The following is a 15,414-nucleotide window of genomic DNA, read 5'->3' as shown; positions in this document are numbered from 1 at the left end:
ACATTCGAGGGACAGCGCGGACCGGGCATGCGTGTTTATGACCCAACGTCGTACCGGGACATACGCTCGGAAGGCAGCCGCGCGTTGCACCTGATTACCAATCCGCACGCCAGTTAGTTGCATAAATAAACTAACAAACTAGAATGGCCTCATCGCACCTTCTTCCGAGGACACAGCCATGACCTGCCTCTCCGCCCCGCTGCACCTGCTGGCCATCGATCCGCAGAACGATTTCTGCGACCTGCCCACTGACTGGTGTCCCGCCAATCCGGCCAGCGGCACGCGCCTGGCGCCTTCGCTGCCCGTGGCCGGCGCGCACGCCGACATGCAGCGGCTGGCCGCGTTCGTGCGGCGTGTCGCCAGCCGTCTGGATGCCGTGACCGTCACGCTGGATTCGCACCAGCGCTACGACGTGGCCCATCCGCTCTTCTGGACGGCGCGCGAAGGTGGGGAGGTGCAGCCCTTCACGCCGATCACCGCCGCGCAGGTGCGCGACGGCACCTTCCTGCCGCGCGATGCCGGAGCGTTGCCCCGCGTGCTGGCGTACCTGGACGCGCTGGAGGCCCAGGGCCGATACACCCTCATGGTGTGGCCTGTGCACTGCGAGATCGGAAGCTGGGGCCACGGCGTGCATGCCGAGGTACTGGCGGCCTGCGCACAGTGGCAGGCCGTGCGCGGACAGGCCGTGCACGCCGTGTTCAAGGGCATGAACCCCTGGACAGAACACTACAGCGCGATCGAGGCCGAGGTGCCCGACCCGCAGGACCCGGCGACCGCGCTCAATGTCCCGCTGCTGAAGCGCCTGGGCGCAGCGGAGTGCCTGGTGATCGCCGGTGAGGCCAGCAGCCACTGCGTGCGGGCCACCACCGAGCACATCGTGCGGCACCTGCCGCGCCTGCAGCCGGGCTGGACGCCGGAGCGCGTCGTGCTGCTGACCGACTGCATGAGCCCGGTGCGCGGCTTCGAAAGCCAGCATGGCGCCTTCCTTGAAGCGATGCGCGCACAGGGCGTGCGGCTCGCGGCTTCGGACGACTTCGCGGCTTGACGCGGGCGGCCCGGCCTTTCCATCCCCCCAACCGCATCCCAGGAGCACGCACGCATGGCACCGATCATCCAGAGCCTGCTGGACACCGACCTCTACAAGTTCACGATGTGGCAGGCGCTGCTGCACCGCCATCCGCAAACGCAGGCCGAATACCGCTTCGTCTGCCGCAACGCACCGGCCTTCCCGCTCGCGGAACTGCTTCCGCAGGTCAACGCGGAACTCGACGCCCTGTGTGCCCTGCGCTTCTCCCCGGACGAACTGGCCTACCTCGGCGGGCTGCGCTACATCAAGAGCGACTTCGTGGATTTCCTGCGCATCTTCCAGTTCCAGCGCGCCTTCGTCGAGGCGCGGGCGGAAGGGGAGCAGTTGTCGATCGTAGCGCGCGGGCCGCAGGTCCATGTGATGGGCTTCGAGATCTTCGTGCTGGCCATCGTGAACGAGCTGTATTTCCGCCGGCTCGGCGGCGGGCCGGATGTGCTGCAGGAAGGCCGCCGCCGGCTGGCCGCGAAGATCGCGCGGGTGCAGGCACTGGCAGAGGAGGCGCCGCGCGCCCATCCGTTCGAGATGTTCGACTTCGGCCTGCGCCGGCGCTACAGCGCCGCCTGGCAGCGCGAGGTGGTGCAGACCTTCGCCACGCAGGCATCGCAATGGTTCAAGGGCACGTCGAACGTGCTGCTGGCCCGCGACCTGCAGCTGGTGCCCATCGGCACCATGGCCCATGAATACCTGCAGAGCTACCAGGCCCTGGGCGTGCGGCTGCGCGATTTCCAGAAGGCGGCGCTGGAGGACTGGGTGCAGGAATACCGCGGCGACCTCGGCATAGCGCTCACCGACACCGTCGGCATGGACGCCTTCCTCGCGGATTTCGACCTGTACTTCGCCAAGCTCTTCGACGGCCTGCGGCACGACTCGGGCGATCCGGTCGCATGGGGCGAGAAGGCCCTGACGCACTATGCGCGGCTGCGCATCGACCCGCACGGCAAGCGGCTGGTGTTCTCCGACGGACTCGACGTGGAGCGCGCCCTGGCGCTCCACCGCCACTTCGGCGACCGCGTGCAGCTGGGCTTCGGCATCGGCACGCAGCTCAGCAACGACCTAGGACCGCGCCCGCTCAACATCGTCATGAAGATCGTTCGTGCCAATGGCCAGCCGGTCGCGAAACTGTCCGACAGCCCGGGCAAGACGCTGTGCGACGATGAAACCTACCTCGCCTACCTGCGGCAGGTGTTCAGCCTGCCGCGCGAGCCCTGACCACGCTCGCCCTTTCGCTTTTCCCCCAACAACGTCCAAGGAAACGACATGCTCCGTATCACCCTTGCCCAGCTCAACCTCACCGTGGGCGACATCGAAGGCAACGTGCAGCGGATGACCGACGCGGCCCGGCAGGCGGCGCAGGCAGGCGCCGACCTGGTGGTGTTCACCGAGCTGGCACTGTGCGGCTACTACCCCGGAGACATGCTGGAAGAGTCCGGTTTCATGGAGCGCGTGGATGCCGGCATGGCCGCGCTGCAGGACGCTTCTCGCGCCACGCCAGGGCTCCACTGGGTGGTGGGTACGCCCACGCGTGCGCAGGGCCCCGGCAAGCGCCTGCACAACAGCCTGCTGGTGCTGCAGGACGGGGCGATCCGCCTCACCTACGCCAAGCAGTTGCTGCCCACCTACAACATCTTCGATGAACGCCGCCACTTCGAGCCCGGCCCCGACGTCGCGCGGATACTGCGCATCGGCCAGGCGCAGATCGGCTTCCTGGTCTGCGAGGACGGCTGGAACGACGCCGTGGCCGACTACGCCACCAACCCCTTCCAGCGCCTGGCCGATGCCGCGCCGGACCTGGTGGTGAGCATCAATGCCAGCCCCAGCCACATCGGCAAGCGCGAGGTGCGGCACCAGGTCTTCGGCGACGCCGCGCGGCGCCACGGCCTGCCGGTGGTCTATGTGAACCAGGTGGGCGGCCAGGACCAGATCGTCTATGACGGGGCTTCGTTCGCGGCAGAGCCGGAGGCGGGCGTGGTCTTCGAGGCCCCGCGGTTCGCCGAGGACGTGCGCACCCTGTGCCTGGAGGATGGGCGCTTCCGCTCCGGGGATGGCGGCGCCCTGCCGCCCGTGCCGCGGGAGGGCCTGCCCACGATGGACTTCTACCGCCAGCAGATCGTGCTCGGGCTGCGCGACTACGCGCGGCGCTGCGGCTTCGGGCAGGTGGTGGTCGGCAGTTCGGGCGGCATCGACAGCGCGCTGACCCTGGCGCTCGCCGCCGAGGCGATGGGCGCGGAGAACGTGGTGGCGGTGACCATGCCCTCGCGCTTTTCCTCCAGCGGGTCGGTGGACGACTCGGTGGCGCTCTGCCGCAACCTCGGCGTCCGGCTGCACACCCATCCCATCGCGGACCTCGTGGCGGGCTATGCCGCGCAGTTCGAGGCCAGCTTCGGCCAGCCGCTCGAAGGGCTGCCGCTGGAGAACCTGCAGGCACGCATCCGCGGCACCATCCTGATGGAGTACTCGAACGCCTTCGGGCACCTGCTGCTCACCACGGGCAACAAGTCAGAGATTTCGGTGGGCTACTGCACGCTCTATGGCGACACGAACGGCGGCCTGGGGCTGCTGGGCGACCTCTACAAGACCGAGGTGTTCGAGCTGTCCCGCCACGTCAACGCGCACGCCGGCCGCGAACTGATTCCCCAGGCCATCATCGACAAGGAGCCGTCGGCCGAACTGGCCCCCGGCCAGCGGGACGTGGACAGCCTGCCGCCCTATCCGGTGCTGGACCAGGTGCTCAAGCTCCTGATCGAAGGCGAAGGCCTCTCGCATGCCGAGTATGCCGACGCGCGCGACTTCGCCGCCCGCCTGCAGCACGACGAGGCCGGCCGCGCGCTGGTGAACCGGGTGCGCCGGATGATCGCGCGCAACGAGTACAAGCGCCGCCAGGCGCCGCCCATCCTGCGCGTGCGTGCCAAGGCCTTCGGCAACGGCCGGCAGATGCCGATCGCGGCGAAGTACGTCTGACCGCACCGGCGCGGCTACATTTGCCGCAGTGGTCCCGCAGCCCCGCCGGGCACCTCCCGCCCGCGGGCTCCCTCATCGCATCCGCATCCATGTACGACAACGCCATCCTCATCGGGCGCTTCGAGCCCGTCCACAACGGCCACCTGGCCCTGCTGCGCTGCGCGCTCGACAGTGCCCACCATGCCATCGTCATCATGGGCTCGGCCTGGCAGGCGCGCTCGCCCAAGAATCCGTTCACCTGGCAGGAGCGCGAAGCCATGCTGCGCAATGCCCTGCCCGTGGCCGACCGCGCCCGCCTCACCGTGCTGCCCGTGCGTGACCACTACAACGAACTCGCCTGGGTGGCTGCGGTGCTGCAGGCGGTGGCACGGCATGTGCGGCCCGATGCGCGCATCGGGCTGGTGGGCCACTTCAAGGACGCCACGAGCAGCTACCTGCGGCGCTTCCCGGGCTGGCAGCTCATCGCCGTGGAACGGCAGGGCAGCATCGACGCCACCGCCATCCGCGATGCGTACTTCGGCGCCACGCCGGACACGCTGCTCGCCGCGCTGGGTCCACTCGCCGAGCAGGTGCCGGACAGCACCATCGACTTCCTGCGCGCCTTCGCCCAGGCCCCGCACTACGCGGCCCTTCAGGAGGAATGGCGCATGCTGCGCGGCTACCGCGAAGCCTGGGCGAAAGCGCCCTATCCGCCAGTCTTCGTGACCGTGGATGCCGTACTGCGCTGCCAGGACCACGTGCTGCTCATCCGCCGCGCACATGCGCCGGGCAAGGGGCAACTGGCCGCACCGGGCGGCTTCATCGAGCAGCGCGAAACCGTCTGGCAGTCCTGCCTGCGCGAACTGGCCGAGGAGACCCACTGCACGCTGCCCGAGGCGCGCATGCGCGCCGCATTGCGGGAAGTAGCCGTGTTCGACCACCCGGACCGCAGCCAGCGCGGACGCACCATCACGCACGCGCACTACTTCGACCTGGAGGGGGAGCCCTTTCCCGACGTGCGCGCGGACGACGACGCGGCGCAGGTGGAGTGGTTTCCCATCACGGCGCTGGCCGCACTGGAAGAGGCCTTCTTCGAAGACCACTTCCACATGCTGGACCATTTCCTGGGGCTGACGCGCGAACTGGCGGCCGGCTGACGCGGCACACCCGCCATCCGCCTCAGCGGCCGTTGGCGCGGTACCGTTGGTGCGTGAAGAAGGTGTTGCGCCCCAGCGACCGGAAGGCCCGGTATTCGGAGGAAGGAGCGCCCCGCCCTTCGGTGCGCCAGCCGAAGAGCCCCGTGGGGCTGGGATCCGCCGGCAGCGGCTCGGTCGCGGCCGTGAGCGCCGCATCGTAGAAGGCCGCATACCGGGCATGCCACTGGGCGTTGGTGGCATCGTTGACGATGGCCATGCGGGATTCGATCATCTTCTGCTTGGCGCCGGCGATGTTCGGATAGCTGTCGAAGCCCGCGAACTGCACGCTGCCGCCATCGCTCGCGGTGACGATGCCGCGGATGTCGCGCGCACCCGCGGCCATGAACTCCCGCGTATTCCCGGACTGCAGCCGGTTGACGATCACCCGGCGCATCATGCGCATGATTTCCAGCGCCTCTTCCGGCCCGCCGATGCCTGCGGCCCGCCACTCCTGCGGGGCGGGCACCTCGACGAGAAAAAGGCGTACCAGCAGGCCTTCATCCGAGTCCGGGTCGGGCAGCACCGTTTTGCGCTTCACGGAAATGCTCACCAGCGCGGGAGTGATCGTCAGGACCGGGGCGCCAGCGCCGCGCTGGACCTGCACCGCCAGCTTGGCATTGCCGGCACTGCGTGCGGTCACGGTGAAGGCCCAGGAATCGGCACGCGTATTGTGCTGGGAGGCCGTGACCTCCAGCACGTTCGGAAAATCGCTCACCGCCACCAGCGTGTAGCGCTTTTCGATGGATTCGAGCTTCACGCGCAGTGCATTGCCTTCCACCAGGGTGATGGCTGCGGGCAAGGGGGCGTCGTAGGCGTATTTCAGCAGTGCGTTGGGCATGGTGGCGGGAAAGTGGCGAACGGAGGCGGCATGCCCCGTGCCGGAAGGCACCAGGAACAGGCCATGGCGGATGCAGAAGGAAAGGGAGCACTGCCGGGTGGCAGGCAGGCCTGAGTGCGCAGGCTTACGGCGTGCGCCGCGGCGTGAACGCAGGCACGCGGATCGTCGTGCCCACGCGGCGACACTGGGCTTTCAGGCGCTCGACCCAGGCACGGCTCACCAGGGTCGTGCTGGAGCCGATGTCGGCGTCGGTCGGGACAACGTCGGTCTTGAGATCCACGCTGCCGCTGGAGGACGCCAGCGCACGGCCTTCCCCCACGGAGTCTTCCACCGGCTGATAGCGCTGGCCCGGCCGGACGAGATTGACGAGATAGACGCGCGCGCCTTCATGCCAGAGCATGGACAGCACGCTCGTGCCGTCTTCGGCCGTTTCCGGAGGGGACAGGCGTTGCTGCACGAAGCAGAAGGTGTTCGCGCGGCGCGTCTGCCCCAGCTCCTCCAGAAAAGCCCGCAGCATGGGCCGGTCGGGCAGGCGGACGGGATCGGGCCGCGTGAACGCAGGATCTCCTGACTGCGGCGCTGCAAGGCCGGGGATGGCGGCGAGCGCACCGGCCAGTGCCAGTGCCCCGCGCAACGTGCGGGAGACGCGCATGATGGTGTGTCGCATTGTTCGAAAGCTCCTCCGGGCGCGGAGTGTAGCGCCACGCCCGGGGTAGCCGTTACGCGCCGACTCAGCGCGAGAGCGCGTCGGTCGTGGCGGAGTCCAGGCGGCCCGTCACCGGCAGGCCCTTGTCCTTCTGGAAGGCCCGCAGTCCGTTCGTCGTCTTCGGGCCCATGCCGCCGTCCGGCGCGCCCACGTCGTAGCCCAGCGCATTGAGCCGTGCCTGCGCCTCGCGCACCGACATCGACGCGCCTGCCTTCGTCTGCGACGGCGCCGCGCCGCCATCCACGCCCAGCCGGCCGCCACCGCCCAGGCCCTGACCCTGGACCTTCTGCGCCTTGTAGTTGCGCAGCGCCATGACCATCTGGTTGTACGCGTCCATGAACGCGGCCGTCAGCACCTTGCCCTGCGAGGTGTTCTGGTAGCCGCCCAGCCGGCCGCCCGCGGAACTGCCGAACAGGCTGCCGAAGCCTGCGAAATCGCTCTTGGAAGCGCTGCCTTCCGATACCGACACCTGCACGCCCGAGCGGTTGTCCACCAGCGTCAGCATGGCGCTAGCCTCGCGCGTCTTCAGCGATCCGCCGAGCTGCCCCAGCACCTGCCCGCCCCCGCCGCCGATGAGCGCGCCCAGCGCCCCGCCGATGCCGCCCGCGTCGCTGTTGGAGAAGACGATCTCCGGCGACAGGCCATAGTCCGAAGCCACCATCTGCCCCTGGCCGAAACTGCTGCCGCCGCGCATCTCGCCCGATTGCATCAGCGCGCGCTCACGGTTCATCGCGCCCATGCCGGTCACGCTGCGCTCGACCACCACGAAGCAGTTGGACTGCTGGATCAGCAGGCGCAGCAGGTTGGACGTGGGCGGCAGGCGGTATTCGTTGCGCAGGATGGTGTACCAGCCCGCGTCCTGGTTTTCCACCAGCGACACCGTGCCCAGGGGTGAAGAGCAATGCTCCAGCTGCGTGTTCGCGTTCGCCGACGACTCCCCGGCCGCGGCGCCCGTGGCCACCGTCTTGGATTCCGCGCTGCCCATGCGCATGTTCGTGGTTTCGCAGCCCGCCAGCAGGGTGGCGGCCAGTGCCGCGCAAACCAGGGTGACGGCGCGCAGGGAGAGGAAAGACGGCGAGGTCGAGGACGGATTCATGATGGAGCGAAGAAAAAGGAAATGGCAAAGGGTCGGACGTTATGCGAGCACCCTGCCTTCGCCAACCCGACCACGGCGGGATATATGCAACAAAGTGCATATTTCGCAACCGGCATCCATGCCAGCCGGCCCGGCTCCGAAGCCGGCGCGGGCGGGGCAGCCTCCCCCGTAACCGGATCACCCATCTAGGTGCCGGCCCGCTCCAGCATCGCGTGCAGCAGCACGTTGCAACCCGCGGTGATGTGCTCGGGCTGTGCATCCTCGATCTCGTTGTGGCTGATGCCGTCCTTGCACGGAATGAAGACCATGCCGGCTGGTGCCAGGCGCGCCATGTACACGGCGTCGTGGCCCGCGCCGGACACGGCGGGCATGTGGGAATAGCCCAGTTGCTCCGCCGCGCGGCCCACGGCTTCCACGCACTCGGCATGGAATGGCTGGGCAGGGTAGTTGGAGACCAGATCGATCTGGATGGGCAGCCCCGTCTCCTGCGAGAGCCGGGCGGCCACGGCGCGGATGTCCTGGTCCATGCTGTCGCACTCGGCGTCGGTCGCGTTGCGCAGGTCGATGCTGAACTTCACCTGCCCCGGGATCACGTTGCGGCTGTTGGGGTGCACATGCACCATGCCCACCGTGCCGCGGCCATGCGGCGGATGGCGGTGCGCGCAGGCCACCACCTCCTGCATCAATCGCGTGGCCACCTGCAGGGCATCGCGGCGCAATGCCATGGGCGTCGGGCCGGCATGCGCCTCCATGCCCGTCACGGTGCAGTCGTACCAGCGGATGCCCAGCACCCCCGTCACCACGCCGATCGTCTTATTGTTGTCTTCCAGCACCGGGCCCTGCTCGATGTGGGTCTCGAAGTATGCGCCGATGGGATGGTCGCCGGGCTCCTGGTCGCCGATGTAGCCGATGCGTTCCAGCTCTCCCCTGACGGTCTTGCCCTCGGTATCGGTGGCGGCATAGGCATGCTCCAGCGTGAAGGCCCGGGCGAAGACGCCCGAGCCCATCATCACGGGCACGAAGCGGCTGCCTTCCTCGTTGGTCCAGAACGCCACCTCGATGGGCGCCTCGGTTTCGATGCCGTGGTCGTTGAGCGTGCGCACCACCTCGATGCCGGCCAGCACGCCGTAGTTGCCATCGAACTTCCCACCCGTGGGCTGGGTGTCGATGTGGCTGCCGGTCATGATGGGCGGCAGGCTGTCGTCGCGGCCTGGGCGGCGCATGAAGACGTTGCCGATCTTGTCCACGGTGACGGACATGCCGGCCTCGCGCGCCCAGCGCGTGACGAGGTCGCGGCCCTGCTTGTCCAGGTCGGTGAGCGTGAGGCGGCAGACGCCGCCCTTGGGCGTGGCGCCGATCCGGGCCAGCTCCATGAGCGAGTCCCAGAGGCGCTCGCCGTTGACGCGCAGCTGGCGGATATCGGTCTTGGCGGTCGGTGTATCCATGGAAAGGCTCCTCGTTCGTTCTCAGGTGCGCGCGACGGCGCTGGGGGCCAGGTCCTGCGCACGCTTGTGCACGGCCTGGAAATTGGCACCGAAGGCCGGGCGGTGCACGTAGCGGCCCGCGCCCTGCTCGGCGCGAAGGTCGCCCTGCGCGAACACCACGCGGCCCTGGCTGACGGTGTGGCTGGGAATGCCGCGCACGGTGCGGCCTTCGAAGATGTTGAAGTCGCCCTTGCTGTGCTGGGTCTTCGCCGAGAAGGTCTTGGTGCCCTGCGGGTCCCACAGCACCAGGTCGGCGTCCGCACCCGGGCCCACGAAACCCTTGCGCGGATAGATGTTGAACAGCTTCGCGGCATTGGCGGAGGTGATCGCCACGAACTCGCTGGGCGTGAGGCGGCCGGTGTTCACGCCGCCGTCCCAGATCGCGGCCATGCGCTCTTCCACGCCGCCCGTCCCGTTGGGGATCTTGGCGAAATTGTCGCGCCCCATCGCCTTCTGCGCGGCGCAGAAGGTGCAGTGGTCGGTGGCGGTGGTATGCAGCTGGCCCGACTGCAGGCCGCGCCACAGCGCCTCCTGGTGGCCGCCCGCTCGCGGCCGGAAGGGTGGGCTCATCACGTGGGCGGCGGCGGTGGCGAAGTCCGGATCGCGATAGACGCTGTCGTCCACCAGCAGATGGCCGGCCAGCACCTCGCCGAACACGCGCTGGCCGCGCGCGCGGGCGCGGGCGATGGCCTCGGCCGCCTCGGCGCAGCTCACGTGCACCACGTAGATCGGCACGCCCAGCACGTCGGCGATGGCGATGGCGCGGTTGGCGGCCTCGGCCTCCACCATGGGCGGGCGGGCCAGCGGGTGGCCCTCGGGGCCGGTGATGCCCATCTTGGCCACCTCCTGCTGCAGCAGATAGACCAGTTCGCCGTTCTCTGCATGTACGGTGGGCATGGCGCCCAGCTCCAGCGCGCGCTTGAAGCTGTTCACCAACGTCTCGTCGTCGCACATGATGGCGTTCTTGTAGGCCATGAAATGCTTGAAGCTGTTCACGCCCTCCTCGCGCACCAGCGTACCCATGTCCGCGTGCACCTGGTCACTCCACCAGGTCACGGCCACGTGGAAGGAATAGTCCGCTGCGGATTTCTCGGCCCAGCCGCGCCACTTGCGGTAGGCATCCATCAGCGGCTCCTTCGGATCGGGGATCACGAAGTCGATGATGGTGGTCGTGCCGCCGGCCAGCCCCGCGGCCGTGCCGGTGTAGAAGTCGTCCATCGTCACCGTGCCCATGAAGGGCAGCTGCATGTGCGTATGCGGATCGATGCCGCCCGGCAGCACATACTGGCCGCTGGCGTCCAGGGTCTGCGTACCCGCCGGGGCCTGGCTGGCCGCATCGCCGCCCACTGCCGCGATGCGGCCGTCCACGCAGAGCACGTCGGCGCGCTCCTCGCGGTCGGCATTCACCACGGTGCCGCCGCGGATCAGAAGGGGTGCACTGCTCATCGTCTGTCTCCTTGCAAGAGGGGTTGTGGCCGCGCTCAGGCGCGGCGCAGCGGCGCCGCTGCCGAAGCGGCGGCAGCATGGCCGGACATGCCGATGCGGTAGACCACCGCGGCGATGGCCAGGCCGATGAACCACGCATAGTCGTAGATGTGCCGGAACACCGCGCCCACGTTCGGGAAGCCTGCGGGGAAGGCGGCGTGCAGGAAGCCGGGGATGTTGGGCGCCACGCCGAGCGCGAAGGCCGCCACGGCCACCCAGTTCCAGCCCCGGGTATAGGCGTAGGGGCCGGTGTCGGCATAGAGCGCCGGCACGTCCAGCCGCGTGCGCCGCACGAGGTAGTAGTCCACCATCAGGATGCCCGCCACCGGCCCGAGCAGCGCGGAGTAGCCGATGAGCCAGGTGAAGATGTAGCCCTGGGTGGATTCGAGGATCTTCCACGGCATCATCGCGATGGCGATGCCCACGGTGATGTAGCCGCCCACGCGGTAGCTGATGCGCGCGGGGTTCAGCGCCGAGAAGTCGTAGGCCGGCCCGACCAGGTTGGCGGCCAGGTTCACGCTCACGGTGTCGATCAGCAGGATGATGAGCGCGATCAGCACGGCTGCGCCGGTCATGCGGCTCGCCAGGTCCACCGGGTCCCACAATGCCTTGCCATAGATCACCACCGTGGCGGACGTGACGAACACCGCCAGCGCCGCCAGCAGGCCCATGGGCACCGGCAGGCCGATGGCCTGGCCCACCACCTGGTCGCGCTGCGACTTCGCGAAGCGCGTGAAGTCGGGGATGTTCAGCGCCAGGGTGGCCCAGAAACCCACCATGGCCGTGAGCGACGGCCAGAACACGGCATGGAACTGCCCGGCCTTCGGCCCGCCCGGCGCGAACTGCGACGGCTGGTGCAGGATCGGGCCGAAGCCGCCGGCCTTCTCATAGGCCCACCAGAGCAGCACGAAGCAGATCACGATCTTGATGGGCGCGGTCCAGGTTTCCAGCTTGCGGATCGATTCGATGCCGTGCACCACGAAATAGAACTGGATCGCCCAGAAAACCAGGAAGCACACCAGCTGGCCGAGGTTGATCCCCAGGCCCGCGATCTTCTCGCCCTCCAGCGGATGGCCGATGAGCACGCCGGCCAGCGTGTAGATCATCATGCCGCCGAACCAGGTCTGGATGCCGTACCAGCCGCAGGCCACCAGGGCCCGCAGCAGCGCGGGCAGCTTGGCGCCGCGCGTGCCGAACGAGGCCCGCGCCAGCACGGCGTAGGGAATGCCGTATTTCGCGCCCGCATGCCCGATGAGCAGCATGGGCACCAGCACGATCAGGTTGCCGAGGAACACCGTGCCCACCGCCTGGCTCCACGACATGCCGCCTTCGATCAGGCTCGCTGCCAGGGTGTAGGCGGGAATGCACATCACCATCCCGATCCACAGGGCGGCGAAGTGGTGCCAGCGCCAGGTGCGCTGGTGCGCCTGCGTGGGCGCGAGGTCGTCGTTCCAGAGGTCCTGCGCGGCCCCGGTGGCGGGAGAGGATGATGGCGTCATGGCGGCCTCCCCTGCGGTCATGCGGTGACAGCCGCGCCGGCGGGCGCCTGCGCCGTGGCCGGGGGAGCCACCCGGTTCGGATTGTTCGGGTGCGTGGTCCAGTTGGCATATTCGCCGGTCACCGTGCGGCCCGTGCGCGCGTCCACTTCGCCGGGTGCGAGGCTGCGCAGGGTGATGCACTCGGGCACCGGGCAGATCGAGACGCACAGGTTGCAGCCCACGCACTCGGATTCGTCCACCTCGAAACTGCGCGCCCCGCCCTCCTGGGTGAAGGTGATCGCCTGGTGCGAGGTGTCCTCGCACACCACGTGGCAGCGGCCGCACTGGATGCACGCATCCTGGTTGATCACGGCCTTGTCCACGTGGTTGAGGTCCAGTTCCTTCCAGTCCTTCACCGTGGGCACGGCGCCGCCGCGGAAGTCCTCGATCGTCCGGTAGCCGTGCGCATCCATGAAGTTGGACAGCCCGTCGCACATGTCCTGCACGATCTTGAAACCATAGACCATCGCGGCCGTGCACACCTGCACGGTGCCGCAGCCCAGGGCGATGAACTCCGCCGCGTCGCGCCAGGTGCTCACGCCGCCGATGCCGCTGATGGGCAGGCCCGCCGTCTGCGCGTCGCGTGCGATCTCGGCCACCATGTTGAGCGCGATGGGCTTGACGGCCGGCCCGCAGTAGCCACCGTGCGAGCCCCAGCCCCCGGTGTGGGGGCTCATCGCCATGCGCTCCAGGTCCACGCCCATGATGGAATTGATGGTGTTGATGAGCGACACCGCGTCCGCGCCGCCGGCCCGGGCCGCGCGGGCCGGCTGCCGCACGTCGGTGATGTTGGGCGTGAGCTTCACGATCACCGGCAGGTGCGTGTAGTGCTTGCACCATTGCGTGACCATCTGGATGTACTCGGGCACCTGCCCCACGGCCGCGCCCATGCCGCGCTCGCTCATGCCGTGCGGGCAGCCGAAGTTCAGCTCGATGCCGTCCGCGCCCGTGTCTTCCACCATCGGCAGGATGCGCTTCCAGCTCTCCTCCACGCACGGAACCATGATCGAGACGATCATCGCGCGGTCCGGCCAGGCGCGCTTCACGCGCCGGATTTCCTCCAGGTTCACGGCCAGAGGCCGGTCGGTGATCAGCTCGATGTTGTTGAGGCCGATCACACGCCGGTCCTGCGACATGAGGGTGGAATAGCGCGGTCCGTTCACGTTGACGACGTGCGGGTCCTCGCCCAGGGTCTTCCAGACCACGCCGCCCCAGCCCGCCTCGAAGGCGCGGGTGACGTTCACCTCCTTGTCGGTAGGGGGCGCGGAGGCCAGCCAGAAGGGGTTGGGACTGCGGATGCCGAGGAAATCGCTGCGGATGTCTGCCATGTGCTTCTCCGGTGTCTTGCTCTGGGTTGCGTGGGGGCGGCGGCGCGGCGTCAGGCCGCCAGCAGCGCCTCGTGGATGGACACCGCGGCCACCTTGCCGTGCTCCACGGCTTCCACGGTGAGATCGCGCCCGCCGGCACGGCAGTCGCCGCCCGCCCAGACGCGCGGCACGCTGGTGCGGCCATCGGCATCGGTGGCGATGCGTCCCTGGCTCAGCGCCACCTCGGCGCCCGCGTATTCGGAAAGATAGCTCTGGCCGATGGCCTTGAGCACCATGTCCGCCTCGAGGGTGAAGGCCTCGCCGGTCTCCACCAGGCGCCCGCCCTGCACCGCCGTGGCCGCGAACCGCATGCCGCGCACCGCGCCGCCTTCGCACAGCAGCTCCTTCGGCGCGGCCCAGTACCGCACGGTGACGCCATTCGTCTGCGCCCACTGCTGCTCGACGAGCGAGGCGGACATGCTCTCCTGTCCGCGGCGATAGACCATGGTCACCTCCTCCGCGCCGAGCTTGGCGGCCTGCACGGCGGCGTCCACCGCCGTCATGCCGCCGCCCACCACCACCACGCGGCGGCCGACGGGCAGCATGGAGAGGTCCTGCGCCTGCCGCAGGTCGGCGATGAAGTCCACCGCGTTGCGAAGGCCTTCCGCCTGCGGCTCGGCGATGCCCAGCGCATTCACGCCCGCCAGCCCGAGCCCGAGGAACACCGCGTCATAGGCCTGCAGCAGCCCCGCGAGCGTGATGTCGCGGCCCAGCACCTGTCCGCAGCGCGGCTCGATACCCCCGATGGAGAGCAGCCATTCGATTTCCCTCTGTGCGAATCCGCCCGTGGTCTTGTAGCTCGCCAGCCCGTATTCGTTCAACCCGCCGAGCTTGGGGCGTGCGTCGAACAGCACCACGTCGTGGCCCCGCCGCGCCAGTCCGTGCGCGCAGGCCAGGCCCGCAGGGCCGGCGCCCACCACGGCCACACGCCGCCCCGTGGGCGCGGAGCGCGTGAAGAGCGGCGCGCCCGGCTGCGCGAAATGCGCGTCCGTCGCGTAGCGCTGCAGCGCGCCGATCTCCACCGGCTTGTCCTCGTTCACGTTGCGCACGCAGGCCTGCTCGCACAGCACCTCCGTCGGGCAGACCCGGGCGCACATGCCGCCCAGCGGGTTGGCCTCCAGGATCGCCCGAGCCGCGCCACGCTCGTTGCCCTGCGCGATGCGGTGGATGAAGGACGGCACGTCGATGCCCGTCGGGCAGGCCGTGGCGCACGGCGCTTCGTAGCAGTAATAGCAGCGCTCGGCCTCGATCAGCGCCTGGGCGCGCGTGAGCGGCGGGTGGGCATCGCCGAAATTCCTGGCGTACTGGGCCAGCTCGAGGCGTGCACCATGCACGCCGCAGCCGGTACCGGCGGTCGTCGTTTCCATCGGAGGCTCCTGTGGTGTATGAATCCCCGGGGATCGGGATCAGGAAGGCAGGGAGAAGGCAGCCGCGCGCGCAGGCAGCGCGCGGGGTTCCAGGGCACCCGGACGTAATCCGGGCCGTGATGCCGGTGCGGCGGCGCGCCCGGCGCTCCGGGTCGGCAGGAAAGGCGAAGGGGTCATCGTGGTCCTCGCTCGTGGTGGCGGATGCATGGCCCGCCGTTGTGGCTTGCAATTTACCAACCAGTAAAAACTTACCTATTGGTAAAATCCCGGACAGCAAACGCCATGCCAGAAGGGCCCCACGGGGAAAGACCGT

12 protein-coding genes are annotated in these 15,414 nt (G+C 68.9%); 4 read left to right on the top strand and 8 right to left on the bottom strand.

Annotation, left to right across the window (positions count from 1 at the left end):
* The first annotated feature begins 178 nt into the window (after positions 1 to 178).
* From ACAV_RS04640 to ACAV_RS04625, 4 genes are all read left to right on the top strand, one after another.
* The gene (locus ACAV_RS04640) at positions 179 to 1,045 is read left to right on the top strand and encodes a cysteine hydrolase family protein (RefSeq protein ID WP_013593417.1); all 867 of its coding nucleotides are present in this window, start codon (positions 179 to 181) and stop codon (positions 1,043 to 1,045) included.
* Between the two features lie 54 nt (positions 1,046 to 1,099).
* Positions 1,100 to 2,296 (top strand): nicotinate phosphoribosyltransferase, encoded by a 1,197-nt coding sequence (pncB, locus tag ACAV_RS04635; RefSeq protein ID WP_013593416.1) that lies wholly within the window; start codon positions 1,100 to 1,102, stop codon positions 2,294 to 2,296.
* A 48-nt stretch (positions 2,297 to 2,344) separates the two neighbouring features.
* Positions 2,345 to 4,045: an NAD+ synthase gene (locus ACAV_RS04630; protein ID WP_013593415.1), complete on the top strand. Its 1,701-nt coding sequence runs from the start codon at positions 2,345 to 2,347 to the stop codon at positions 4,043 to 4,045.
* An 89-nt stretch (positions 4,046 to 4,134) separates the two neighbouring features.
* Positions 4,135 to 5,181, top strand: a complete 1,047-nt coding sequence (locus tag ACAV_RS04625; protein ID WP_013593414.1) for a bifunctional nicotinamide-nucleotide adenylyltransferase/Nudix hydroxylase — start codon at positions 4,135 to 4,137, stop codon at positions 5,179 to 5,181.
* Positions 5,182 to 5,203: 22 nt separating this feature from the next.
* On the opposite strand, the gene ACAV_RS04620 is transcribed toward ACAV_RS04625, so the two are convergent.
* The 8 genes from ACAV_RS04620 to ACAV_RS04585 all read right to left on the bottom strand — a co-directional run bounded on the left by ACAV_RS04620 (position 5,204) and on the right by ACAV_RS04585 (position 15,101).
* The gene (locus ACAV_RS04620; RefSeq protein WP_013593413.1) at positions 5,204 to 6,058 is read right to left on the bottom strand and encodes a hypothetical protein; all 855 of its coding nucleotides are present in this window, start codon (positions 6,056 to 6,058) and stop codon (positions 5,204 to 5,206) included.
* 124 nt (positions 6,059 to 6,182) lie between these two features.
* Positions 6,183 to 6,710 (bottom strand): hypothetical protein, encoded by a 528-nt coding sequence (locus tag ACAV_RS04615; RefSeq protein ID WP_244875522.1) that lies wholly within the window; start codon positions 6,708 to 6,710, stop codon positions 6,183 to 6,185.
* Between the two features lie 79 nt (positions 6,711 to 6,789).
* Positions 6,790 to 7,860 carry a peptidoglycan-binding protein gene (locus tag ACAV_RS04610; protein WP_013593411.1) on the bottom strand — a complete coding sequence of 357 codons (1,071 nt, stop codon included), beginning with the start codon at positions 7,858 to 7,860 and terminating at the stop codon, positions 6,790 to 6,792.
* A 185-nt stretch (positions 7,861 to 8,045) separates the two neighbouring features.
* A complete protein-coding gene (locus ACAV_RS04605; protein WP_013593410.1) occupies positions 8,046 to 9,305 on the bottom strand; it encodes a Zn-dependent hydrolase in 1,260 nt (419 codons plus the stop codon).
* Between the two features lie 21 nt (positions 9,306 to 9,326).
* Positions 9,327 to 10,790: a dihydropyrimidinase gene (hydA, locus tag ACAV_RS04600; RefSeq protein WP_013593409.1), complete on the bottom strand. Its 1,464-nt coding sequence runs from the start codon at positions 10,788 to 10,790 to the stop codon at positions 9,327 to 9,329.
* A gap of 35 nt (positions 10,791 to 10,825) precedes the next feature.
* Entirely contained in the window at positions 10,826 to 12,328 is a 1,503-nt protein-coding gene (locus ACAV_RS04595; RefSeq protein WP_013593408.1) for an NCS1 family nucleobase:cation symporter-1, read from the bottom strand.
* 17 nt (positions 12,329 to 12,345) lie between these two features.
* Positions 12,346 to 13,695, bottom strand: coding sequence for an NAD-dependent dihydropyrimidine dehydrogenase subunit PreA (preA, locus tag ACAV_RS04590; protein WP_013593407.1), 1,350 nt, complete (start codon positions 13,693 to 13,695; stop codon positions 12,346 to 12,348).
* A gap of 50 nt (positions 13,696 to 13,745) precedes the next feature.
* Positions 13,746 to 15,101 (bottom strand): NAD(P)-dependent oxidoreductase, encoded by a 1,356-nt coding sequence (locus ACAV_RS04585; protein ID WP_013593406.1) that lies wholly within the window; start codon positions 15,099 to 15,101, stop codon positions 13,746 to 13,748.
* Positions 15,102 to 15,414 lie beyond the last annotated feature (313 nt).

Source organism: Paracidovorax avenae ATCC 19860, from assembly GCF_000176855.2.
In the GTDB taxonomy this organism is placed as follows: domain Bacteria; phylum Pseudomonadota; class Gammaproteobacteria; order Burkholderiales; family Burkholderiaceae_C; genus Paracidovorax; species Paracidovorax avenae.
This window is presented reverse-complemented; position numbering and strand designations above follow the sequence as displayed.

Excerpts from the sequence above, each read along its gene's own strand:
- ACAV_RS04640 (WP_013593417.1), top strand. The coding sequence starts at position 179 with ATGACCTGCCTCTCCGCCCCGCTGCACCTGCTGGCCATCGATCCGCAG.
- pncB (WP_013593416.1), top strand. The coding sequence starts at position 1,100 with ATGGCACCGATCATCCAGAGCCTGCTGGACACCGACCTCTACAAGTTC.
- ACAV_RS04630 (WP_013593415.1), top strand. The coding sequence starts at position 2,345 with ATGCTCCGTATCACCCTTGCCCAGCTCAACCTCACCGTGGGCGACATC.
- ACAV_RS04625 (WP_013593414.1), top strand. The coding sequence starts at position 4,135 with ATGTACGACAACGCCATCCTCATCGGGCGCTTCGAGCCCGTCCACAAC.
- ACAV_RS04620 (WP_013593413.1), bottom strand. The coding sequence starts at position 6,058 with ATGCCCAACGCACTGCTGAAATACGCCTACGACGCCCCCTTGCCCGCA.
- ACAV_RS04615 (WP_244875522.1), bottom strand. The coding sequence starts at position 6,710 with ATGCGCGTCTCCCGCACGTTGCGCGGGGCACTGGCACTGGCCGGTGCG.
- ACAV_RS04610 (WP_013593411.1), bottom strand. The coding sequence starts at position 7,860 with ATGAATCCGTCCTCGACCTCGCCGTCTTTCCTCTCCCTGCGCGCCGTC.
- ACAV_RS04605 (WP_013593410.1), bottom strand. The coding sequence starts at position 9,305 with ATGGATACACCGACCGCCAAGACCGATATCCGCCAGCTGCGCGTCAAC.
- hydA (WP_013593409.1), bottom strand. The coding sequence starts at position 10,790 with ATGAGCAGTGCACCCCTTCTGATCCGCGGCGGCACCGTGGTGAATGCC.
- ACAV_RS04595 (WP_013593408.1), bottom strand. The coding sequence starts at position 12,328 with ATGACGCCATCATCCTCTCCCGCCACCGGGGCCGCGCAGGACCTCTGG.
- preA (WP_013593407.1), bottom strand. The coding sequence starts at position 13,695 with ATGGCAGACATCCGCAGCGATTTCCTCGGCATCCGCAGTCCCAACCCC.
- ACAV_RS04585 (WP_013593406.1), bottom strand. The coding sequence starts at position 15,101 with ATGGAAACGACGACCGCCGGTACCGGCTGCGGCGTGCATGGTGCACGC.